16 protein-coding genes are annotated in these 19,950 nt (G+C 75.1%); 6 read left to right on the top strand and 10 right to left on the bottom strand.

The genetic code is table 11. The features are described 5' to 3' along the window. Window positions 1–215: 215 nt before the first annotated feature. Window positions 216–884, bottom strand: a complete 669-nt coding sequence (locus tag ACZ50K_RS19735) for a TetR/AcrR family transcriptional regulator C-terminal domain-containing protein (RefSeq protein ID WP_468904505.1) — start codon at window positions 882–884, stop codon at window positions 216–218. Between the two features lie 142 nt (window positions 885–1,026). Here ACZ50K_RS19735 and ACZ50K_RS19730 point away from each other — a divergent pair, with 142 nt between their 5' ends. Next, complete coding sequence (locus ACZ50K_RS19730; RefSeq protein WP_468904730.1) at window positions 1,027–2,505, top strand: FAD-dependent monooxygenase; 1,479 nt, start codon at window positions 1,027–1,029, stop codon at window positions 2,503–2,505. A gap of 21 nt (window positions 2,506–2,526) precedes the next feature. Here the strand turns inward: ACZ50K_RS19730 and ACZ50K_RS19725 are convergent, their stop codons facing one another. Then, window positions 2,527–3,864 carry a hypothetical protein gene (locus ACZ50K_RS19725; protein ID WP_468904504.1) on the bottom strand — a complete coding sequence of 446 codons (1,338 nt, stop codon included), beginning with the start codon at window positions 3,862–3,864 and terminating at the stop codon, window positions 2,527–2,529. Between the two features lie 440 nt (window positions 3,865–4,304). After that, window positions 4,305–4,925, bottom strand: a complete 621-nt coding sequence (locus ACZ50K_RS19720; protein WP_468904728.1) for a CatB-related O-acetyltransferase — start codon at window positions 4,923–4,925, stop codon at window positions 4,305–4,307. Window positions 4,926–5,175: 250 nt separating this feature from the next. Here ACZ50K_RS19720 and ACZ50K_RS19715 point away from each other — a divergent pair, with 250 nt between their 5' ends. Both ACZ50K_RS19715 and ACZ50K_RS19710 read left to right on the top strand, forming a co-directional pair. Continuing rightward, window positions 5,176–5,718 carry a cupin domain-containing protein gene (locus ACZ50K_RS19715; RefSeq protein ID WP_468904501.1) on the top strand — a complete coding sequence of 181 codons (543 nt, stop codon included), beginning with the start codon at window positions 5,176–5,178 and terminating at the stop codon, window positions 5,716–5,718. Window positions 5,719–5,773: 55 nt separating this feature from the next. Next, a complete protein-coding gene (locus ACZ50K_RS19710; protein WP_468904499.1) occupies window positions 5,774–7,393 on the top strand; it encodes a right-handed parallel beta-helix repeat-containing protein in 1,620 nt (539 codons plus the stop codon). A 63-nt stretch (window positions 7,394–7,456) separates the two neighbouring features. Here ACZ50K_RS19710 and ACZ50K_RS19705 read toward each other — a convergent pair whose 3' ends face one another. Continuing rightward, window positions 7,457–7,864 (bottom strand): PPOX class F420-dependent oxidoreductase, encoded by a 408-nt coding sequence (locus ACZ50K_RS19705; protein WP_468904496.1) that lies wholly within the window; start codon window positions 7,862–7,864, stop codon window positions 7,457–7,459. Window positions 7,865–8,084: 220 nt separating this feature from the next. Next, the gene (locus ACZ50K_RS19700) at window positions 8,085–9,374 is read right to left on the bottom strand and encodes an RICIN domain-containing protein (protein WP_468904495.1); all 1,290 of its coding nucleotides are present in this window, start codon (window positions 9,372–9,374) and stop codon (window positions 8,085–8,087) included. Window positions 9,375–9,532: 158 nt separating this feature from the next. On the opposite strand from ACZ50K_RS19700, the gene ACZ50K_RS19695 reads away from it, so the two are divergent. Both ACZ50K_RS19695 and ACZ50K_RS19690 read left to right on the top strand, forming a co-directional pair. After that, complete coding sequence (locus ACZ50K_RS19695; protein WP_468904493.1) at window positions 9,533–10,120, top strand: DUF2975 domain-containing protein; 588 nt, start codon at window positions 9,533–9,535, stop codon at window positions 10,118–10,120. Next, window positions 10,120–10,365 (top strand): helix-turn-helix domain-containing protein, encoded by a 246-nt coding sequence (locus tag ACZ50K_RS19690; protein WP_468904492.1) that lies wholly within the window; start codon window positions 10,120–10,122, stop codon window positions 10,363–10,365. Before ACZ50K_RS19695 ends, ACZ50K_RS19690 begins: the two co-directional genes overlap by 1 nt. On the opposite strand, the gene ACZ50K_RS19685 is transcribed toward ACZ50K_RS19690, so the two are convergent. Beyond that, entirely contained in the window at window positions 10,325–11,290 is a 966-nt protein-coding gene (locus tag ACZ50K_RS19685) for a LysR family transcriptional regulator (protein ID WP_468904490.1), read from the bottom strand. The genes ACZ50K_RS19690 and ACZ50K_RS19685 overlap by 41 nt on opposite strands. 148 nt (window positions 11,291–11,438) lie before the next feature. Between ACZ50K_RS19685 and ACZ50K_RS19680 the strand changes: the two genes are divergently transcribed. Then, on the top strand, window positions 11,439–12,725 hold the full coding sequence (locus ACZ50K_RS19680; protein ID WP_468904488.1) for an MFS transporter: 1,287 nt from the start codon (window positions 11,439–11,441) through the stop codon (window positions 12,723–12,725). Here ACZ50K_RS19680 and ACZ50K_RS19675 read toward each other — a convergent pair. From ACZ50K_RS19675 to ACZ50K_RS19660, 4 genes are all read right to left on the bottom strand, one after another. After that, window positions 12,685–13,473 (bottom strand): VOC family protein, encoded by a 789-nt coding sequence (locus ACZ50K_RS19675; protein ID WP_468904485.1) that lies wholly within the window; start codon window positions 13,471–13,473, stop codon window positions 12,685–12,687. The genes ACZ50K_RS19680 and ACZ50K_RS19675 overlap by 41 nt on opposite strands. A 154-nt stretch (window positions 13,474–13,627) precedes the next feature. Continuing rightward, complete coding sequence (locus ACZ50K_RS19670; protein ID WP_468904483.1) at window positions 13,628–14,041, bottom strand: rodlin; 414 nt, start codon at window positions 14,039–14,041, stop codon at window positions 13,628–13,630. A 226-nt stretch (window positions 14,042–14,267) separates the two neighbouring features. Beyond that, the gene (locus ACZ50K_RS19665; protein WP_468904726.1) at window positions 14,268–16,223 is read right to left on the bottom strand and encodes a hypothetical protein; all 1,956 of its coding nucleotides are present in this window, start codon (window positions 16,221–16,223) and stop codon (window positions 14,268–14,270) included. A 2-nt stretch (window positions 16,224–16,225) separates the two neighbouring features. After that, a complete protein-coding gene (locus ACZ50K_RS19660; RefSeq protein WP_468904480.1) occupies window positions 16,226–19,900 on the bottom strand; it encodes a DUF5682 family protein in 3,675 nt (1,224 codons plus the stop codon). Window positions 19,901–19,950 lie beyond the last annotated feature (50 nt).

The raw sequence follows: 19,950 nt of genomic DNA, 5'->3' as shown, positions 1-19,950 counted from the left end.
AGGCGGTGCCCGGCGCGCCCGTGCCGCCTAGGTGGCGGCTGTCCGGATTCGGGACCGGTCGAAGGGTGTCGCCCGCCGGACCCGGGCGCCCCGAGACTGGGTGCGGCCGGCGCCGCGGGTCGGGGGGAGAGCAGGGCCCCCGCGGCGCCGGCCGCCCCGCTCCGGCGGGTCCCGTTTGACGGAGCGGGACCCGCCGGTCCGTTCCGGCGGGGTGCTCAACCGGCCCGGTAGCGGGCCTCGATCCCGGCGACCACCAAGGCCAGGCCCTCCTCGAAGCCGTCGTCGAAGTTCCGGAACAGATCGGCGCCGGCGGCCGCTGCGAGCGGGAACGCGGCCATCCGGCCGGCGCGTTCCCCGATGTCGAACCCCTCGCGGCGGTCGCCCGGCATCGGTTCCACGCCCTGCTCCTCGGTGACGAAACCGAGGGTGAAGAGATAGGCGGTGGTGGTGGCCCGGACCGCCTGCGGCAGGCTGAATCCCGCCTCCACGAAGGACCGGAGGGCCGCCTCCAGCTCGACGGCGTGCTCGATGCCGGTGAACCGGGAGCCGCTGAAGACCTTCGCGCCGTCCCGGTAGGCGAGCAGCGCCTTGCGCAGCCCGCGGTTGCCGGTCGTGAGCCGCTCCTGCCAGGTCGCGTCGGGCGGCAGCGCGGTGTCCGCGACCATCCGGCGGTACATCTCGGTGGCCATCTCGTCGAGCAGCTCCCGCTTGTTCCGGAAGTGCCAGTACAGGGCCGGTGCCTGCACGTCCAGTTCGCGGGCGATGGCGCGCAGGGTCAGTCCGTCGAGGCCGCCCGTGTCGAGGAGCCGCAGGGCGGTGTCCACGACGAGTCGCTTGTCGAGTCCCGGAGCCTTCCTGGGGGGCTTGTCCTTGGCCGTCGTCACGCTTGACAGCTTAACACCGTTAAGGCAATCCTTCGGGAAGTAGTCACTTAACGACGTTAAGGAGAGATGCGCCGTGGCCGTGCAGACCGCTGACGAAGTACCGGGCACCGAGGTGCCGGACATCGAGGTGCCGGACATCGAGGTGCCGGACATCGAGGTGCTCATCGTGGGCGCCGGGCCCACCGGGCTCACCCTGGCCGTGGACCTCGCCCGGCGCGGGGTGCCCGCGCTGCTGGTGGAAGGGGCCGAAGCGCTGTTCCCCGGCTCGCGCGGCAAGGGGATCCAGCCCCGCACCCAGGAGGTCTTCGACGACCTGGGGGTGGGGGAGGCGGTCCGGGCGGCCGGCGGCCCCTATCCGGTCGGCGTGATCTGGCAGGACGGCCGGCGCCAGGGGGAGCACCGGATGTTCGACGAGAGCGACGAGGGCAGCGCGTACTCCCCCTACCGGGACCCCTGGATGCTGCCCCAGTGGCGCACCCAGCGGATCCTCGCCGACCGCCTCGCGGAGTTCGGCTCCCGGCCGGCCTTCGGGCGCCGGCTGACCGGACTCGCACAGGACCGGGACGGGGTGACGGCGGTGTTCTCCTCCGGGCCCCCGGTCCGCGCCCGCTATGCCGTGGCCGCCGACGGCGGCCGCTCCACCGTGCGCCGCGCCCTCGGCGTCCCCATGACCGGGGAGACCGTGGACCCGAACCCGGTCCTGGTCGCCGACGTCCGGATCGACGGCCTCGACCGCGACCACTGGCACATCTTCCCGCCCACGGCCGAGCACGACCTGCTCGCCGTCTGCCCGCTGGCCGGGACCGGGGACTTCCAGATCGTGGCCCGGTTCCCGCAGGGCGCCGAGCCGGACCTCACCCTCGACGGGGTCCGCGCGGTGGTCGCCGCCCGCTCCCACCTCGCCCCCGGGGACCTGGTCTCGCTGAGCTGGGCCTCGGAGTTCCGTCCCAGGGCCGCCCTGGCCGACCGGTTCCGGTCCGGTCGGGTCTTCCTCGCCGGGGACGCCGCCCATGTGCACTCGCCGGCCGGCGGGCAGGGACTCAACACCAGTGTCCAGGACGCCTACAACCTGGGGTGGAAGCTCGGGGCCGTGCTGCGCGGCGGGGCCCCCGAAGCCCTCCTCGACACCTACGAGGAGGAACGGCGGCCCGTCGCCGCCGATATGCTCGGCCTCTCCACCAGGATCCACCGGGGCGAGGCCCGGCGAGGCTCCGAGACCCGCCAACTGGGCCTCGGCTACCGGGACTCCGTACTCGCCGAGGAGACCCGTACGGGCCTCCCGGACCGGGCCCTGCGGGCGGGCGACCGGGCACCGGACGGCCTGCTGGACGGCATCCGTCTCTTCGACGAGTTCCGCGGCCCGCACTGGACCCTGCTGACCGTCGGCGGCCCGGGCCCCGGCACGGCCCCCGGTACGGACTCCGGTGTGCCGCTGCCGCCGCTGCCCGGTGTCCACCGCGTCGGCATCCCCTCGTACGGGGCCTATGGCGACGGCCTGTTCCTGGTCCGCCCCGACGGGTACCTCGGCTGGGCGGGCCACGGCCCGGAGGGCCTGGTGCCCTACCTGGCGCGCGTCGGCCTCGGCACCGCCGTCGGCGGCGGACGGGCCGCGCGGGCGTGAGGACGCCCGCGCGGCACCGGGTCAGCAGATGATGAGCAGGCTGGTCAGGGCGTGGCAGGTGGCGCGGGCGGTGTTGTTGGCCGGGTTCGGGTCGGTGGGCGAGCTCGTCGTCACCGCGCTGGCCGCGAGGGTGTGGCCGATGGTGAGGAGGGCCTGCCGGGCGTGGAAGGTGCGGGTCTGGCTGGTGCGGTCGGCCTGGGCGCCGATCGCGCAACCGACCTTCTTGGCGGCGGGGTCGTACGAGCAGCCGGCCGGCAGCCCGGACACGGACACGGTGGTCGGGGGCACGGAGACCGCGACGGTGGTGCCGGTGGTCGCGGCGGGGCCGTTGTTGGTGACCTTCACGGTGTAGGTGAGGGAGCCGCTCAGCAGATGGGTGGGGGCGGCGGTCAGGGTGATGGCGACATCGGCCAGGTCACCGACCGCCCAGTCGGTGGCCTGGGCGGGGATGTTCGCGCCCGGGCTGAGCACGGTGGCGGCGCCGCCGTTCGCCGGGCTGACGCGGATCGTGCCGTCGGAGTGGTCGGTGTAGAGGATCCTGGTGCCGTCGGGGGACCACTGCGGCAGCAGGTACAGCTTGCCGGGGGTCTCGGGGGTCAGGGTGGTGATCCCGGTCCCGTCGGGGTTCATCGAGCGGACCACGGCCCGGTCGCCGTGCTGGTGGCCGAAGAGCAGCCGGCGGCCGTCGGGCGACCACTCGGGGTGCACGGACAGCCCGCCCGGGCCGTTGTCGAGGACCTTCACGGGGTTCCCGCCGTCGATGCCCGCCGTCCACAGGTCGGACTCGTCGTTGTCGTAGTCGTACGTGGCATAGGCGATGGTCCTGCCGTCCGGGGAGACGGCCGGGTCGTCGCCGACGAGTCCGGTGCCGGTCTCGTCGGTGCCGTCCGCGTCGACCCGGGTGATCTCGCCGTCCCCGGAGGTGAATAAGATCCGGCTGCCGTCCGGATACCAGGACAGCCCGAAGTTGGCGGGGCCGCCGCTCGCCCCCCGGGTTCCCACCTGGGCGGGGCCGCTGCCGTCGGCGTTCATCGTCCACACCTGGAAGCGGCCGCCGCGGTCGCTGACGAACGCGAGTCTGCCGCCGTCGGGCGAGGCCACGGCACCGGTGTCGGTGCCCTCGTCCCCGGTCAGGCGGGTGGCGCCGCTGCCGTCCGCGTTCATGGCGTGGACATCGGTGTTCCCGGAGGCGCTCGCCGCGCTGTAGTAGACCTTGCCGTTGGCGCCCGGGAAGGCGGCCTGTGCCGTGGTCACCGGGACGAGGGCCGCCGCGGCGGCCAGGGCCAGGGCCGCGGCGGCCGCGACCGGCCGCCCGGCGGGACGGGAGCGCCGGGCGGGACGGCGTACGGGATGGAGCACGGAAGACACCTCCGGAGTAGGGCGGCTCCGGCAGGGGCCCTGCCGGAGCGCACCCGTCACTGTGTCAGCGCGGGGCGCACCGGGAACCCGGAACGGCCACGGCATCACCCTCTCCGGGCGGTGTGTCCGGCGGACACCCCTGCCGTGGCCGGAAACCCCGCTCTCCCGGGCCCTGTTCCGGCCCGGCTGGTGCCGCGCCGCAGCCAGCCGCCGCACTCGGGCAGCGGGATCCCCGGACCGGACCCGGGCCCAGCCGTCGACGGCCAGCAGCGACAGCTCGATGTTGCCGCGGACCGCCTGGGAGTAGGGGCAGACCGCATCGGCCCGGTGCAGCAGCGGCAGCAGGTCCGCGGCCGTCCAGCCCGGCAGGGAGACCGTGAGGTCGACCGCGAGGCCGTAGCCCGACGGGGTGTCCGTGGTGCCCGGCCACACCTCGCCGGTCAGGCGGGCGGGGCGATCGCTTCGAGCTCGTCGACCGTCCCGGACATCAGCACCCGGACGTGCGCGGAGAGGTGTTCGGCGGGCCAGTCCCACCAGGCGAGCCGGAGCAGCCGGGCGACGTCGGGGGCCTCGTAGCGGTGCCGGATGACGCGGGCCGGGTTCCCGCCGGCGATCGCGTAGTCGGGGACGTCGTCGACGACCACGCTGCCGGAGGCGATGACGGCACCGTGGCCGATGCGGACACCGGGCATCACCATCACGCCGTGGCCGAACCAGACGTCGTTGCCGACGACCGTGTCGCCCCGGTTCGGCAGACCGCCGAGCAGGTCGAGGTGCTCCGACCAGGCGCCGCCCATGACGGGGAACGGGAAGGTGGAGGGGCCGTCCATCCGGTGGTTGGCCCCGTTCATGATGAACCGCACCCCGGTGCCCAGCGCGCAGAACTTCCCGATCACCAGCCGCTCGGGCCCGTAGTGGTGGAGCACGTTCCGGGTCTCGAAGCCGGTCGGGTCCTCCGGGTCGTCGTAGTACGAGAACTCCCCGACCTCGATCAGCGGTGAGGTCACCAGCGGCTTCAGCAGGACCACGCGCGGCTGGCCGGCGATCGGGTGGAGCGTCATCGGGTCGGGCGGCAGCGGGTTCACGGCGTTCGCTTTCGGTGCGGCGACGGGACGGTGTGCGGCGGTGCGCACTCCCATTCTGCGGGGGCCGTGGGCCGGGCCGGGCAACGGCGAGGCCGGCGGCGGACCCGGCGGCGGGATGGCCTGAACGTGCCACCCCGCCCGGCGGCTTGGGGGATCATGCACAGGTCGGCCCGGGACAGGTGATGCAGGTGCAGGTGCAGGTGCAGGTGCAGGGCGGGAGCTCGCGATGCCAGTGAAGTCCGAGAACCCGGACGTCGAGGGAACCAGTCTGGCGGAGATCGTCGGCGGCGCCGCGGATGGCAGCCGGGGCTCCCTCTGGCGGCTGGGCGATCCCGGGCGCCAACTGGACGCCAATGTCATCCGGTTGCCGCCCGGCGCGGAGGTCGCGGCCCACACCGAGCCCGAGGTGGACGTCCTGCTGCTGATCATCGAGGGCACCGGACGGCTCACCGGGCCGGGTGCGCCGCGCGAGGTCCGCCGGGGTTCCCTCACGGTGCTGCCCAGTGGCACTCCCCGGGCGCTGGCGGCCTCGGCGGACGGTCTGGTCCTGCTGACCGTCCACCGCAGAAGGGCCGGGCTGACCATCCGCCCCGGTCCGGGGCCGGCGGCCGGGCAGCTGCCCGTCTGCGGGATCCACCGGGTGTGCGCCCGCTGCCACCGCCATGCGATCGAGGCGGACGCCCGGTTCTGCAGCCGCTGCGGCACCCCGCTGCCGCTCCCCGCGGACGGTGGCCGCAAGATCGCCGATATCCTCCCCTCCGGGCCGTGAGGGCCCGTGCACCGGCATGTTCCGCATGTCCGGACGGATCGACGGGGGAGAGCAAGTGGAGCGACGCGGGCTGATGCTGGCGGCGGGCGGACTGATGGGGGCTCTGGGAGCGGGTCAGTTGGCGGCCGCCGGGCCGGCCGCCGCCGGGTTCGGGGACCCGCGCAGCGTGTACGACGTGCTGGAGTACGGGGCCAAGGGCGACGGAACCACCGATGACACGGCCGCGTTCCAGGCGGCCCTGGCCGCCGCGCGCGCCGTCCCGGCGGGTGCGGTCCTGCGGATCCCGCCGGGCCGCTACCCGGTCACCAAGGGCCTGGTCCTCGGTGCCCGGATGACCGTGTGGGCGTACGGCGCCCATGTCTTCCGTACCAGGGACTGCGGGGCCCTGGTCAAGAACTTCGACTCGGTCACCCCGGCCGCCGGGTACGCGGGGGCCGGGGACATCGCCCTGCTCGGCGGCATCTGGGACATGCGGGGCAGCCAGTACCCGCAGCAGAGCGACGCCATCGGCTTCGCCCACGCCGACGGGATCCTGGTCCGGGACTGCACGGTCCTGGACACCCCGTCCGCCCACGCGGTGGAGCTGAACGCGGTCCGCCGGGCCCGGATCGTCGACTGCCTCTTCGACGGGCTGCACGTGAGCGGCGAGGGCACCGACACCCCCGCCAACCGGGAGGCCGTGCAGATCACCGGAGCCGTCTCGGCGGCCAGCCTCCCGGCGCCCGCGTACGACAACACCCCCTGCCAGGACGTCCTGATCACCGGCTGCACCCTGCGGGCCGGCGCGGACGGCGGCAGCCCGTTCGGCGCGCTCGCCGGGGACCACGGCGGGCTGAAGGGCGTGGTCCACCGGAACGTCCGGGTCATCGGCAACCACATCGAACGCAGCGCCGCCTACGGCATCCGCGCCACCGACTGGCAGCAGTCCGTCATCTCCGGCAACACCATCGAATCCGCGGGAGTCACCGGGATCCAGGTCAGCTCCCCGGCCGGCAACTCCCTGAACGACATCACCATCACCGGCAACATCATCCGCAACACCGGAACGGATTCCTCCGGCGGCGGGGCCGTGGTCATCTCCAGCAGCGGGGACCGGCACACCGGCATCACCGTCACCGACAACACGATCCGCACGGTCAAGGGCGAGGCCGGGATCTACGTGGCCCAGAGCGACGGGGTGACGATCTCCGGGAACACCGTCACCGGGACCTCCCGCCCGGGTGCCAACTCCCAGGGCATCCACGTCCGGTACGCACCGCACGCGGTCATCAGCGGCAACACGGTCACCGGTGCCCAGGGCGACGGCATCGGGGTGGACACCGAGGCGCCGGGCGTGCTGATCGCCCACAACACGGTGCTCGACCCGGCCGGGCACGGGATCGCGGCGGGCACCGACGGCATCGCCCTGCGCGACAACCGGATCACCGGCGCCAACCGGGCCGGGACCCCGGCCACGTACGGCATCCGCTTCGGCGGGAACGCCGCCGACGCGTCCTGCCAGGGCAACGTGGTGCGCAAGGGGGACGGTGCGGTGCCCGCCGAGGCCGCCGTGGTCGCGCTCCCGGGCTGCACCGGCACCTGGATCACCGGCAACGACCTGCGGGGCTGGGGCGGCGGGACCGCCGCCGTCCTGGACCGGGCCGCCGGCACGGTGGCCAACGGCAACGCCCTCTGACCGTGGGCCGGGCCCCGTGGGCCGGGCCCCGTGGGCCGGGGCCCGGCTCACGGGGGCGGAGCGTCAGATCGAGCCGACGACCTTGCGGGGCGTGATGCGGACGACGACCCGGTCGGCATCGTCCTTCGACGCCGGGTTGAACTCCGCGTAGCCCTTGCCCGTGTACTTCCGGGACAGGGCGTCGATCAGCTCCTGCCCGCCCTGGGTGGTCAGCGTGGCCGAGCCGCGGACCTCGGCGTAGCTGTAGGGCGCGTCCGACGGGTTGATCATGACGGTGACCCGCGGGTCGGCGCGCAGGTTCTTCTCCTTGCGCCGGCCCACGGTCGTGGAGAACAGCAGGTCGTCGCCGTCCCGGGTGAGCCAGGTGATCGACAGCTGCGGGCTGCCGTCCGGCTGGATGGTGGCCACGGTCGCGAAGACCGGGCTGTCGTCGATCAGCTGCTTCAACTGGTCGGAGAGTTCGGCGGACACGGGGCGGTTCCTTCCCTCGGGTGTCGCTGTCGCTGTCGGTTTCGCTGTCTGTGCCGTCTCCGGTGGAGACCGGCAGTGCCCAGCCTGCGCAGCCACGGCCCCTCCCGGCAACTCGCGGCGCCCCGGAGGAAGGGCGCCGCGGGTGTTTCAGCCGTTCGGCGGTACGACCGGAGCGGCCGGCCCGGGCGGGCGGCCGGACCGTACGACCGGACCGGGCGGCTCAGCCCGCCGGGACCGTCCACTTCTGCCGGGCGGCACCGGTGCAGGTCCACAGCTGGAGCCGGGTCCCGTTCGCGGGATTGCCGCCGGTCACGTCCAGGCACTTGTCCGCCTGCGGGTTCACGATGTCCCGCGCCCCGGAGACCGCCCACCGCTGGGCCCCGGTGCCGTTGCAGTCGTACAGCTGGACGGGGGTGCCGTCGGCGGTGCCGCCACCGGTCACGTCCAGACATTTGCCCAGCGCCCGGATGGTCCCGTCGGTGCCGAGGGTCCAGCGCTGGGCTCCGGTGCCGTTGCAGTCGTACAGCTGGACCGGGGTGCCGTTGGCCGGGTTCGCCGCGGCCACGTCCACGCACTTCCCGGCGAACCCGCTGATCTGTCCGGTCCGGCCGCCGGACCCGCCCTCGTACGCGGTGACCCGGACGTGGTCCACGACCAGTTGCCGAGGGAAGACCGTGCTGCCGTCGGGGTCGCCCGGCCAGTAGCCGCCGACGGCGAGGTTGACGATCAGGAAGAACGGCTTGTCGAAGACCCAGCTGCGGCCGCCCAGGTCGGCGGGGGTGCGCCGCTGGTAGACCACCCCGTCGACGGACCAGGTGACCGAGCCGGGGGCCCAGTCGACGGCGAAGGTGTGGAAGGCGTCGGCGAAGGCCTGGCCGCCGGGCAGGGAGTACGCGGCCCCGATGCCGCCGGCGCCGGAGTAGCCGGGCCCGTGCAGGGTGCCGTGCACGGTGGAGGGCTCGAACCCGACGTTCTCCATCACGTCGATCTCGCCGGAGTTCGGCCAGCCGACCTGGCCGATGTCGTTGCCGAGCATCCAGAAAGCGGGCCACATGCCCTGGCCGCGCGGCACCTTGAGCCTGGCTTCCACGCGTCCGTGGGTCTGGGTGAACCGGCCGGCGGTGTTCAGCCTCGCCGAGGTGTACTCGCAGCGGCCGTACCAGCAGCTGTAGTCGGCCGGGTTCTCGCGGCGGGCGGTGATGACCAGATGGCCCTGTCCGTCGAGGGCGGCGTTGCGGTTCCCCGCGGTGTAGTACTGGCGCTCGTGGTTGCTGACGTTGTCCCCGGTCTCGACCTGCCACTTGCCGGGGTCGACGGCGGCCCCGGCCGGTCCGTCGAACTCGTCGGAGAAGGTCAGCGCCGCGGCGGCGGCCGCGGGCCGGGGGGCCGCTGCGGCGGCCCCGGTGGCGGGGGCGGCCAGCAGCCCGCCCCCGCAGGCGAGGGCGAGGGTCAGGGCCAGGGCGCATAAGCGTGTGCGCCGGTGCCGGATGAGGTGCACGGTGATCACCATCGTCTCGGGGTTCGGGAGCCTCTTAGTTCACTCCTTGATTCAAGGTGTGCGTCATGCCCACGTCAAGACGCGCGGGGCTCGCGATCCACTGGACTTGTCGAATGTCGATATGGTCCTCTAATCTCCGGGCTATCGAATATCGATATGAGGGGGCTGTGGTGAACACCCGACTGACGAGGACCCTGGCCTCGGTGACCTTCGGACTCGCGCTGCTCAGCGGCATCGCCTTCCTGGGCACCGGCGTCACGCACCTGTTCGACGACGGCGCCGTCTGCGTGCAGACGGACTTCTGGCGCAATGCCACGCTGGCGCCCGGCGGCCTGCCCGTCGCCGAGGGGGTGCAGGCCTCCGCGAGCGCCACCCGACTCTGCCAGGACGGCCCCTCCGGCGCCCAGCGCGCCGCCGACCTGGGCGTGGAGCTGCCCTGGCTGCTCTTCGGCACCCTCGCCCTGCTGCTCTTCTCCCTGCTGCTCAAGTCCGCACTGCGGCACGGCCCGTTCACCACCGAGTTCGCCGGCCGGCTCTCCCTGCTGGGCTGGTTCGTCACCCTGGGCGCCCCGGTGGCCGGTCTGACCGCCGGCTGGTCGCAGTCCTGGCTCGTCGCGAGCATGGCGCCCATCGTGGGATCCGGCCCCGAACTGTCCGGTCCGCTGGTTCTGGTCCTCGCGGGCCTCGCCGCGGTGATCATGGGGAGGATCATGCGCGAGGGCGTGCGCATGCGGGAGGACCTCGAAGGGACCATCTGATGTCGGAGGAAGAGCTCCACTCGATCCACATCCATCTGGACCGGGTGCTCGCCGAACGCGGGATGACCCTGACGGAGCTGTCCGCGCGGGTCGGCATCACCGTGGTCAACCTGTCCGTGCTCAAGAACGGACGCGCCAAGGCCATCCGCTTCTCGACCCTGTCGAGGATCTGCGAGGTCCTCGGATGCCAGCCGGGAGAGCTCATCACCCACGATCCGGGCGGACCGGCCGGCCCTGCCGCATGACCGTCCAGGCCGGAGACCAGGTCCCGGCAGCACCCAACTCGCCTTCCAAGCCCGCCAGATGGGCCCGAAGGGCGGTCAGCGCCGGATGAGGGTTGTCCCGGTGCCAGAGCAGCGAATGCGGGTACACCGGGGTCGGCCCGGTCACCGGGATACGGCGCAACCCGTGCCCGGCGGGCCACACCAGCCGGGTCTGCGCGCCCATGAAGGTGGACAGCGCCGGGGTGTCGGCCACGGTGTCCAGGAGCGCGTCGGAGCCGAAGTTGGGGCCGGTCGCCTCGATGGAGAGACCGAACTCGGCCACCAGGGCCTCGTAGTAGGCGGCCCACTCGGTGCCGGGGACGATGCCCGGCATCCAGATCCGGTGCCCGGCGAGCTCGGCCGGGCGCACCGACCGGGCGCCCGCCAGCGCGTGCGCCGGACCGGTGAGCAGCTGGAGCGCCTCGTCCAGTACCCGGACGGACCCGATCTCCTCGGGCAGCGGCCGGCCCGGCATGGCGACGGCCCGGAAGGAGGCGTCGATCGCCCCGGACCGGATGGCCGCCACCGCCGTCTCCACGTCGAACAGCATCACCACGTCGAGCTCGATCTCCGGGTGCGCCCGGTGGAAGCCGCGCAGCAGACCGGACGGCGCCGTCCGCGAGGAGATCACGTCCACGCGCAGCGGCCGGCGGCCCGTACGTACCGAGTCCACCGCCCGCTCGGCGACCCGCAGCAGCTCCCGGGCGTGCGGCAGGAACGCCTGCCCGTCGATGGTCAGCTCGGCGCCGCGCGGGGTGCGGGTGAACAGCCGCACGCCCAGGTTCCGCTCCAGTGCGGCGATCCGCTTGGAGACCGCCTGCTGGGTGACCGCCAGCTCGGCGGCCGCCTCCTGGAACCGCCCCGTGTCGGCGGCCACGACGAAGGTCCGTACGGCGTCGAGGTCCATGTCCTCAGCCTAGTCCCACAACGAATCGTTGTGGGCTCGGGGCGCTCCGGTTGTTTGATCGCCGGTACCCCGGCTCGCTTTGATGCGTGCCTGGGCGGACCGGTGCGTACCGGTACGCGGATCGGTGGTGGAGACGAGAGGTGACGGGATGAAGAGCGGGCACCGGCCGGACCGGCGCTTCGGCTGGCTCTGGGGGGCCTACGGAACCAGCGCCCTCGGCACCTGGCTCGCCTTCGGCGCGTTCCCGCTGATCGCCGTCGAGGTCCTGGGGGCCGGACCGGCCCGGGTGGCCGCGCTCTCCGCCGCGGGCGCGGCGGTGGGTGCGCTGGTGGCGGTGCCGTTCGGGCCGTGGATGGAGGTCCGCCGCAAACGGCCGGTACTGATCACCATGGACCTGGTGCGCTGCGCGGCCCTGCTGACCGTCCCGGCCGCCCACGCGCTCGGCGCCCTCACCTTCCTCCAGCTGCTGCTGGTGTCGGTGGTGACGGCCGCCGCCGACATCTCCTTCCGCGCCGCCTCCGGCGCCTATCTGAAGACCCTGCTGCCGCCCGGGGAACTGCTCGTCGCCAACGCCCGCTTCGAGGCCACCTCCTGGACCGCCACGATCATCGGCCCGCCCCTGGGCGGCGCGGCGGTCGCCCTGCTCGGCCCGGTGGCCACCGTCACGGCCGACGCACTCAGCCATCTCCTGTCGGCCCTGGGCCTGCGGGCCATGGGCGGAGGACCGGAACCGGAACCGGTACGAGAACCCGTACCGGATCCGGATGCCGATCCGGATCCCGGGCGCCGCCCGGGTGCCCGGGCCGCGGACCTGCTGGACGGCTGGCGGCACATCCTCGCCGACCCGGTCCTGCGCCCGCTGTTCCTGAACACCGCCCTGTTCAACGGCCTGGTGATGGCCACCGGGCCGCTGCTCGCCTTCCTGATGCTCGGCCCGCTCGGATTCGCCCCCTGGCAGTACGGCCTCGCCTTCGCCCTGCCCTCGGTCGGCGGGCTGCTCGGCTCCCTGCTCGCCCGGCCGCTGGTCACCCGCTACGGACCGCGCCGGATCCTGCTCGCCTCCGGAACCCTGCGCGCCGTATGGCCCGTCGGCCTGGCCTTCCTGGGGCCCGGCACCGCCGGGCTGGTGCTGGTGGTGACCGTGGAACTCGGGCTCATCCTCTGCTGCGGGATCTTCAACCCGGTCTGCGCCACCCAGCGCCTGGAACGCACCGGGACCGACCGGGTGGCCCGTACCCTGACCGCCTGGGCGGTGACCACCAAGGCCGCCACCGCGCTGCTGACCGCGGTCTGGGGCCTGCTGGGCGGGCTGCTCGGGCCGCGGCCCGCCATCGGCCTGGCCGGGGCCCTGCTGCTGGCCACCCCGCTGCTGCTCCCGCGACCGGCCGCCGCCGCTACCGGGACGCCGGAGCGCCGGACTCGCCGCGTACGGTGAACTCGTTGCCGTCGGGGTCCAGCATCAGCACCGGAGATCCCGGAGATCCCGGAGACGTCTCGCCGGGTGCGATGCGGGTCGCGCCGAGCGCCACCAGCCGCTCCACCTCGGCCTCCAGAGCGGCCCCCGGACCAGCCGCCGGCCTCGTCTCCGGGTCGGCGCCACCGGGGACGGAGAGTTCGAAGAACAGCCTGTTCACACCCGTCTTCGGCGCCACCGGAGGACCGCCCCAGGTGAACTTGGTGCCACCGTCCGGGGACTGGATCGCGGTCTCCTCGCCCTCGTCCCAGACCAGCGGCCACCCCAGCGCCGCGCTCCAGAAGAGGCCCACCTGCCGGGTGCCGTCACCGGCCAGCGCCCCGATGGCGCCGGTGTCGGCGAGGAACCTGTTGCCCGCCTCGATCACACAGAACTCGTTGCCGTCCGCGTCGGAGAGCACCACATGCCCCTCTTCGGGGAGTTGACCGACGTCCAGGTGCTCCCCGCCGAGCTCCAGCGCCCGGGCCACGATCCGCGACTGGTCCTCCGGGGAGGCGCTGGTCAGATCGAAGTGCGTCCGGTTGCGGCCGTTCCTCGGCCCCCCGCCGGGCAGTACGCGAAGGGGGAAGCCGGTGGCCTCCGACGGCAGGACTGTGAGGGCGCCGTCCGGCCCCTCGACGGACTCCCGGTCCAGGAGCCCGGACCAGAACCGGGCCAGTTCCGCGGGGCGGGTGGCGTGGAAGCAGATCGCGGAAAGTCGACTGGTCATACCGGGGTGCGTCTCCGATTCGGTCGGCGCCGGAAGCGGCACCCTGCCACCACCGTCGGCGCAGCCTACGGGCGGCGGCGGGGCACCCGCATCCGGGTTTCGGCCCCGGACCGCGGCGCGGCCGCGGTCCGGGGGCCCGGCCGTCCGGGGTGGGTCAGCTGAGGGCGGAGAGGTTGCCCGACAGGACCGGGATGTTCTCCGCGAGGTGGGAGAGCGGCTCGTCACCCTTGGCCTGGGTGGAGTTCTCGGCGCACTGCTGGTTCTGCGGGTTGGCCAGGACGTTGACGTCCTGGACGCCGACGTTGGCGAGGATCGCCACCAGCGACTGCGCGTTGACCTTGGCCGGCAGACCGACGCAGAGCTTGTTCAGCGAGCCCTGGATCGCGTTGAACTGGGGGCTCATCGCGCCCTCGGTCGCGGCGTTGCCGTAGATCTGCGCGGAGTTGTTGCCGTTGACGGTGTTGACGCCGTCGTCGTTGCCGATCGCCATGGCCGGGGAGGCCACGACGGCACCCGTGGCGAGGACGGAGGCGGTGACCGCTGCGGTGGCCATGAACTTCTTGAGCATCGTGTGGATCCTTCTGGTCGGGTGGAACTGTCCCCTGCGGGACACCCTCCATCAACTCGCGGGGAAGCCCACGGTTATCGCCCCTCACCCATACGGCCCAACCCCCGTCAACCCCCGTCCCCCCCACCCACCGCGTCCCCGCGCCACCGCGCGCCCGCCCGCCCCGCCGCCGGACGCGGCGCCGCGCGGCCCAGGGGCCACCCTTGCCCCGGGCCGCCGGGGGGCCTCAGGTGTCGGCCGCCCAGGACGAGGACACCAGGGAGCGCTCGGCCGCCGCCAGATGGACCGAGGAGGACAGCCAGGCGCGCGCGTAGGCGTCCGGGGACGGGTCGGCGAGGCGGCCGAACGCGTCCCTCGGGCGGCGGTCGGCCTCCGCCGCCAGCACGGCGGCCAGATCCGCGGCCCCGCCGAGACCCGCCCGGCGCAGCGGGGCGGACAGGGCCGCCGCGGCCTCGCCGCGCGCCGCCTCGGCGACGGCCCGCCGCCCGCCCGCGACCCCGGTCTCCAGCAGCCGCCGCACCCGCCACAGCGGGGACTCCGCCAGCGGGTCCGGCGGAGCCGCCGCGGCCGGCGCGACCGGACCCGCCGGGGCGGGGGCGCCGTCGGCGGGCGGGAAGTGCTCGCCCTGGAGCCGGTCGTAGCCCAGATCGGCACGGCCCAGCCACTCCTCGGGCAGCCGCAGCGTGTACCCGGAACCCGGCACCGGGCCCACGGCCAGCGGTCGCAGGGCGGCGGCCCGGTCCAGGTCCGGCCGGCCCAGCACCCGCAGTTCCAGCCCCGGGTGCGCGCCGATCCGGCGCAGGTTCCCGGCGTGCGGCAGCTCGGGGTGCGGATGCGCCGGGCGCAGCCGCAGTACCGGCCCGCCACCGGCCACCCGTACCAGCAGGTCCTCCCCGGCCGGACCGATCACCTCCGCCGTGCAGCCCAGCAGGGCGGCGGGCCCCTCCTGGTCCGGGCCTTCCGGCCGGGACAGCAGCCCGGCCATGACCTCGCCCACCGGCCGGGCGAACAGCGCCGCCGCCGGCTCCGACGCCCAGTCCACGCCCGGCAGCGGGGTCGCCCGGACCGAGCGGCCCGCCCCGAGCCGCCCGTCCGCCGACACCGTGGCACCGACGATCCGCAACCCGCCCCGGGCCAGCCCGGCATGGTCCAGGACGGCCCCGCCCAGGGCCACCGAGGCCGTACCGGCACCCCGCGCCCGAGCCAGGCCGCCCGGCCGCACATCGGACACCGAGTACGGGGAGCCGTCCGCGCCCAGCAGATGGGTGACCACGCCCCCGTACCCGGAGGCGGTCAGCACCGGCTCCCGGCACAGCCCGTGCACCCGCAGACTGCCGCCGTCCCCGTACGCGCGCCGGGCACCGCCGGCGTCCGGTCCGGCCGAGCCCGCCGCGACCAGGGCGGCCCCGGTCAGCAACTCCCGGAACGCGGCCGCCAGATCGGTCAGCCGCTGCTCGGGGCTGCGCTCCCGGGCCGCCCGCAGTCCCCGGACCACCCGGAGGGCGTTCGCCTCGGACCGGTGCAGCCCGGCGAGCCGCGCGGTGTGGGCGGCGCGCAGCAACTCGGCCTGGACGACCGCCCCGCCGGCCGTCACCCCGGCGGCCAGTGCCCCGGCCGCCGCCTCCCAGAGCCCGGCCGCGGCCCGCACCTGCGCGGGCGTGGGCCCGGCCGGGACGGGATCCGGGGAGGCCGCGGAGTCAGGGGTGCCGGGTGTGCCAGGGGTGCCGGGTGTGTCAGGGGTGCCGAGGGCGTCGGGGGAGTCCGGCACGGCGCCGGGCCCGGACCCGGCCTCCGACGCCTCGCCCGTCGGACCGGCCGCCGGATCCGCGCCGGCGGAGGCCGGATCCGCGAGCGGGGCCGCGCCCAGCACGGCCGCCCGGTGCAGACAGCGAGGCGCCAGCAGACAACTGCACTCGGCCTGCGCGGCCGTGCCGACCGTCCCCGACGGGCCCGGCCGCAGCACCACCACCGTGTCCGCCCCGAAGGCGAAGGCGATCCCGCCGTCCGGCAACGGGGTCCCGGCCGGGCAGTCCGCCACGGCGGCATCCAGCTTCTTCCGCAACCGGGCGGTCAACTGCTCCACCGCCTCGGCCAGCACCTCGGGGGCGACGGGCGGCAGGGACGGCGGCGGCGAGGATGGTGATGGTGAAGGCGAAGGCTCGGTGAGCGGATCGCGGGGCACGGTCAACGGGACTCTCCACGGAGACGGTCGCCCACCCAGCGGGCGAGGGCGAGGGGACTGAGGGCGGCCACCGGCATACCGGCCGCGACCAGCTGCCGGGCCACCGGGACCGAGTACCGGGGGTTGCCGGAATCGTCGAGCGCGGCACAGCCCAGCAGGTGCACCCCGGAGGAGGCCAGCGCCCGGACCTCGCCGAGCAGCCCGCCCAGCGGGGCCCCCTCCTCGAAGTCGCTCACCACCACGACCAGGGTGCGGCTCGGCACGGTGACCAGCGACCGGGCCTGGGCCAGGCCCGCCGCGATGTGCGTACCGCCGCCGACCCGGACCTCCAGCAGCAGGGACAGCGGATCACTGACCCGGTCGGTCAGGTCCACCACCTGGGTGGAGAACGCCAGGAAGTGCGTGGAGAGGGTCGGCACCCCGCCCAGCACGGCGGCCGTCAGCGCCGACCAGATCACCGAGGCCTCCATCGAACCGGAGACGTCGACGACCAGGACCAGCCGCCAGTCCGCCTCCCGGCTCACCCGGGTGCTGAACACCGGCCGCTCCGGCACCACCACCACCCGGCCGTCGCCGGTACGGCGGGTGTGCGCCAGATTGGCGCGCAGCGTACGGGACAGATCCAGCCGGCCGCCGGGCCGGCGGGTGGGCCGCGGAGTGGCCAGCCCGGACAGCGCCGGGCGCAGCCGGGTGGCGAGCTCCCGGGCCAGCTCCTCGACCAGGCGCCTCACCAGCGGCCGCAACCGGGCGATCCGGGCCTCCGGCAACCCGCCGGCCAGCGCGAGCACCGAACCCAGCAGCTCCACCGAGGGGCGCACGGTGGCCGGGTCGAGCTGGGCCAGCACATCCGTACGGCCGGCGTCCGCGGCCTCCGCCAGCACCTCCTCCCGGACCTCGGCGCCGAACAGCGCCTCCAGGTCCTCGGACCACTCCCGCGCGGTGGGGAACGAGGATTCCGACCCGCCACCGGCGCCGCCGTCCTGGTCCGCGGACCCTTCGCCGCGCCCGGCGCCGTAGAGCTCGTCCAGGGCCCGGGCGTAGGGGCGGGCACCGGCGGAGAGCCGGTCCCGGTGGCGGCCGAGGAGCAGCCGCCAGCGGTCGGCCGGAACGAGCCGCACCACCGCGTCGTCCGCCGCGGTCTCCGGCACCGCCCCGGCCCTCGCCTCCGCCGCCGGCTCGGCCGCCGACTTCGGCTCCGATTCCGGCTCGGCCCCCGTCCTCGCTCCCACTCCCGTTCCCGTTTCCGTTTCCGGCGATGCCGGTGTCCGGGCGGGAACCGGGCCGGTCACGGCATCCGCCGCGCCCTCGGCCGGTCCCGGCGCGACCCGGGCGTCCGCCGGGACGGGCGAGACGGGCGGGACCGGCGAGACGGGCGGGACCGGCACCGCCAGGGCCCGGGCCAGCAGGCCGACCGCGGCCAGACCCGCCGCGTCGGCCGCCGCCCACCGGGCCAGCAGCTCCGGCGCGGCGTCCAGCGACACGTCGACCCGGTCCCCGAGACGCTCGGCCACCGTGGCCAGCAGCCGCTCCCGCGCGGCCGGTGCCAGCGCGTCGAAACCCCCGCGCAGGGCCGGCAGCCGGGCCAGGAACTCCCGGTCGGCCAGCCCTTCCACCCGGTCCAGCAGCGGATCCAGGGCCGCCGGGGAGGACTGCAGCAGCGGCCCCGCCGCCGTGAGCGTCCCCGCGAGCCGGCGCGACAGCGCCCGCCGGGCCTCCGGAGAGCCCGCCGCGTCGATCCAGCCCGCCACCCGGCTGCCCAGCGCGGCGGCCGGATCCAGATCCAGCAGCACCCGGACCGCCACCGCCGCGCCCTGCATCATCGGGCTCGCACCGGAGGCGAGCCCCGCCAGGGCGCCCTCCAGCCGCATCCCCAGCCGACGGGCGGCCGCCCGGTCGGCCAGCGCCACCAACGCGGCCGCGTCGGCGGGGCGTTCGCTGCCGGCCAGCCCGGGCAGCGAACGCACCGCCGCGTCCAGCAGATCCCCGCTCAGATGCCCGGCCTCGGCCCGCTCCTCCTCACCGGCCCCGGGCAGGTGACCGCGCCGCAGCGACTCCAACAGGTCGAGGGCTTCCAGCAGTTCCGGCAGAGTGGCACTGTCGGGCAGTACCTCGGAGGCCTCCCGCAGACGCACCCGCACCAGCTCCGGCAGATCACAGCGCGCCGCGTCGGTCAGCCCGGCCAGGATCCCCGCCGGGGTGGGCCCACCCTCCGCGGCCTCCCGGCGGGCGGTCTCCCGCAGGGTGCCGGCGGCGGCCTGCTCGGCGGTGACCCCGCGTACCCCGGCCAGATCCAGCCGGGCCGGAACGGACGGCGACCAGGACAGCCGCCACTTGCTGCCCAGCGCGGTGCCGTCGCCGGTCGCCGCCACCGCCGACTGCTCGCCGTAGCCCGCACCGATCACCCGGAGCCGCTGGAGCAGCACCTCGCGCCGGCCGTCCAGCGGGGACCGCAGCGGATCGAGGCGCAGCTCCCGGGGCTCGGGCTCCGCCGGGCACGGCAACCGCAGCCCGGCCAACTCCTCCTCCACCGAAGGCCCCAGCCCCGAACGCGGAGCCCGCGGGGTGATCCGGCCGCGCGCCGTCCCGACGCAGACCGCCGACAGGGCCTGGGCCAACGCGCGACCTCTGCCGAGGAGTTCGCCCTGACCGAGGACGGTGGTGACGGCCTCCAGCAGCTCGCCCCGGCCGGGGGCGGGCAGGCCGCGGAGCGCGGCCAGATCACAGGCCAGCCGCAGGGTCTCGGCGGCCTCCCCGGTCCCGGCCGTGTGCCCGGCCCGGCGCAACTCCCGGCACACCCCGGTCACCGCCGTCCCGGCGGCCTCCCGCAGCCGCCCCGGATCCCCACCGGCCTCGAACACGGCCTGCTGCCACAGCGGATCCCGGATCCCGGCCGGATACCCGGACCGGGAGTCGAGCAGATCGAAGGAGTACCCCACGAAGGAGGTAACGGCCCGCCCCGCCCCGGGCCCGGGCGTACGAACACCCGAGCCGTCCGGCCCGGCCCAGCCGTCCGGCTCGGAGGGTGCGGGCAGTAGGGCCGGGGCGTGGAAGGCGCCGATGACGGCTGCTACGCGGCGGCCCGAGGCGGACGCTGTGGCGATCACCTCGCGCATTCTGGCCTCGCGGGCCAGATCGGTGGCCGGGACCGCCGCGTCGGAACGCAGCGCCCAGCCCACGCCGAGGGCCGCGCGGCGGACCGCCTCCGGGGTGCAGCCGGGGGCGAGGACCTCCACCATCCGGTCCCAGAGGTCGTCCCCCTCCCGGCCGGTGCCGGCCCGGCCGAGCGCCCGCGCGTACGCACGGGGCCCGTCCGCCTCCGGCGTATCGCCGGGGAGGTCGGGGTGCGACCAGCCGGGGTCGGCCAGCGGCAGATCGCAGCACAGCACCTCCGCCCCGCGCTCCCGCGCCCAGCGCACGGCCGCCAGTTCCGGCGAGAAGTCGGCGAACGGGTAGAAGGCCAGCCGCCCGCCCTCACCCTCCCCGGCGAGGGCGACCGGGGCGATGGTCTCGGGGTCCGCCAGGTGCTCCAGCCAGGGCTGGAAGTCGGCGGGCAGTTCCACGCAGACCACCTCGGCCGCCGCCGCGTCCAGCAGGGCCGGCACCACCGCGGCGAGCGCCGGACTGTGGTGGCGCACCCCCAGCAGGTACGGTTCGCGGGCCGCGGCCAACGCCTCCACGGCCGCCCGCGGCTCCTCCGCCGCGATCCGCGGCCCGGCAGGGGTTCGCG

The sequence above is a fragment of the Streptomyces sp. NPDC033845 genome, assembly GCF_055576225.1.
Note: the sequence above shows the minus strand (reverse complement) of the source record. Positions and strands in the feature narration are given on the sequence as shown.

Coding starts and splice junctions, on each gene's coding strand:
- ACZ50K_RS19685 (WP_468904490.1), bottom strand. CDS start 11,290: ATGGACCTCGACGCCGTACGGACCTTCGTCGTGGCCGCCGACACGGGG.
- ACZ50K_RS19700 (WP_468904495.1), bottom strand. CDS start 9,374: ATGGTGATCACCGTGCACCTCATCCGGCACCGGCGCACACGCTTATGC.
- ACZ50K_RS19715 (WP_468904501.1), top strand. CDS start 5,176: ATGCCAGTGAAGTCCGAGAACCCGGACGTCGAGGGAACCAGTCTGGCG.
- ACZ50K_RS19680 (WP_468904488.1), top strand. CDS start 11,439: ATGAAGAGCGGGCACCGGCCGGACCGGCGCTTCGGCTGGCTCTGGGGG.
- ACZ50K_RS19670 (WP_468904483.1), bottom strand. CDS start 14,041: ATGCTCAAGAAGTTCATGGCCACCGCAGCGGTCACCGCCTCCGTCCTC.
- ACZ50K_RS19690 (WP_468904492.1), top strand. CDS start 10,120: ATGTCGGAGGAAGAGCTCCACTCGATCCACATCCATCTGGACCGGGTG.
- ACZ50K_RS19720 (WP_468904728.1), bottom strand. CDS start 4,925: ATGACGCTCCACCCGATCGCCGGCCAGCCGCGCGTGGTCCTGCTGAAG.
- ACZ50K_RS19675 (WP_468904485.1), bottom strand. CDS start 13,473: ATGACCAGTCGACTTTCCGCGATCTGCTTCCACGCCACCCGCCCCGCG.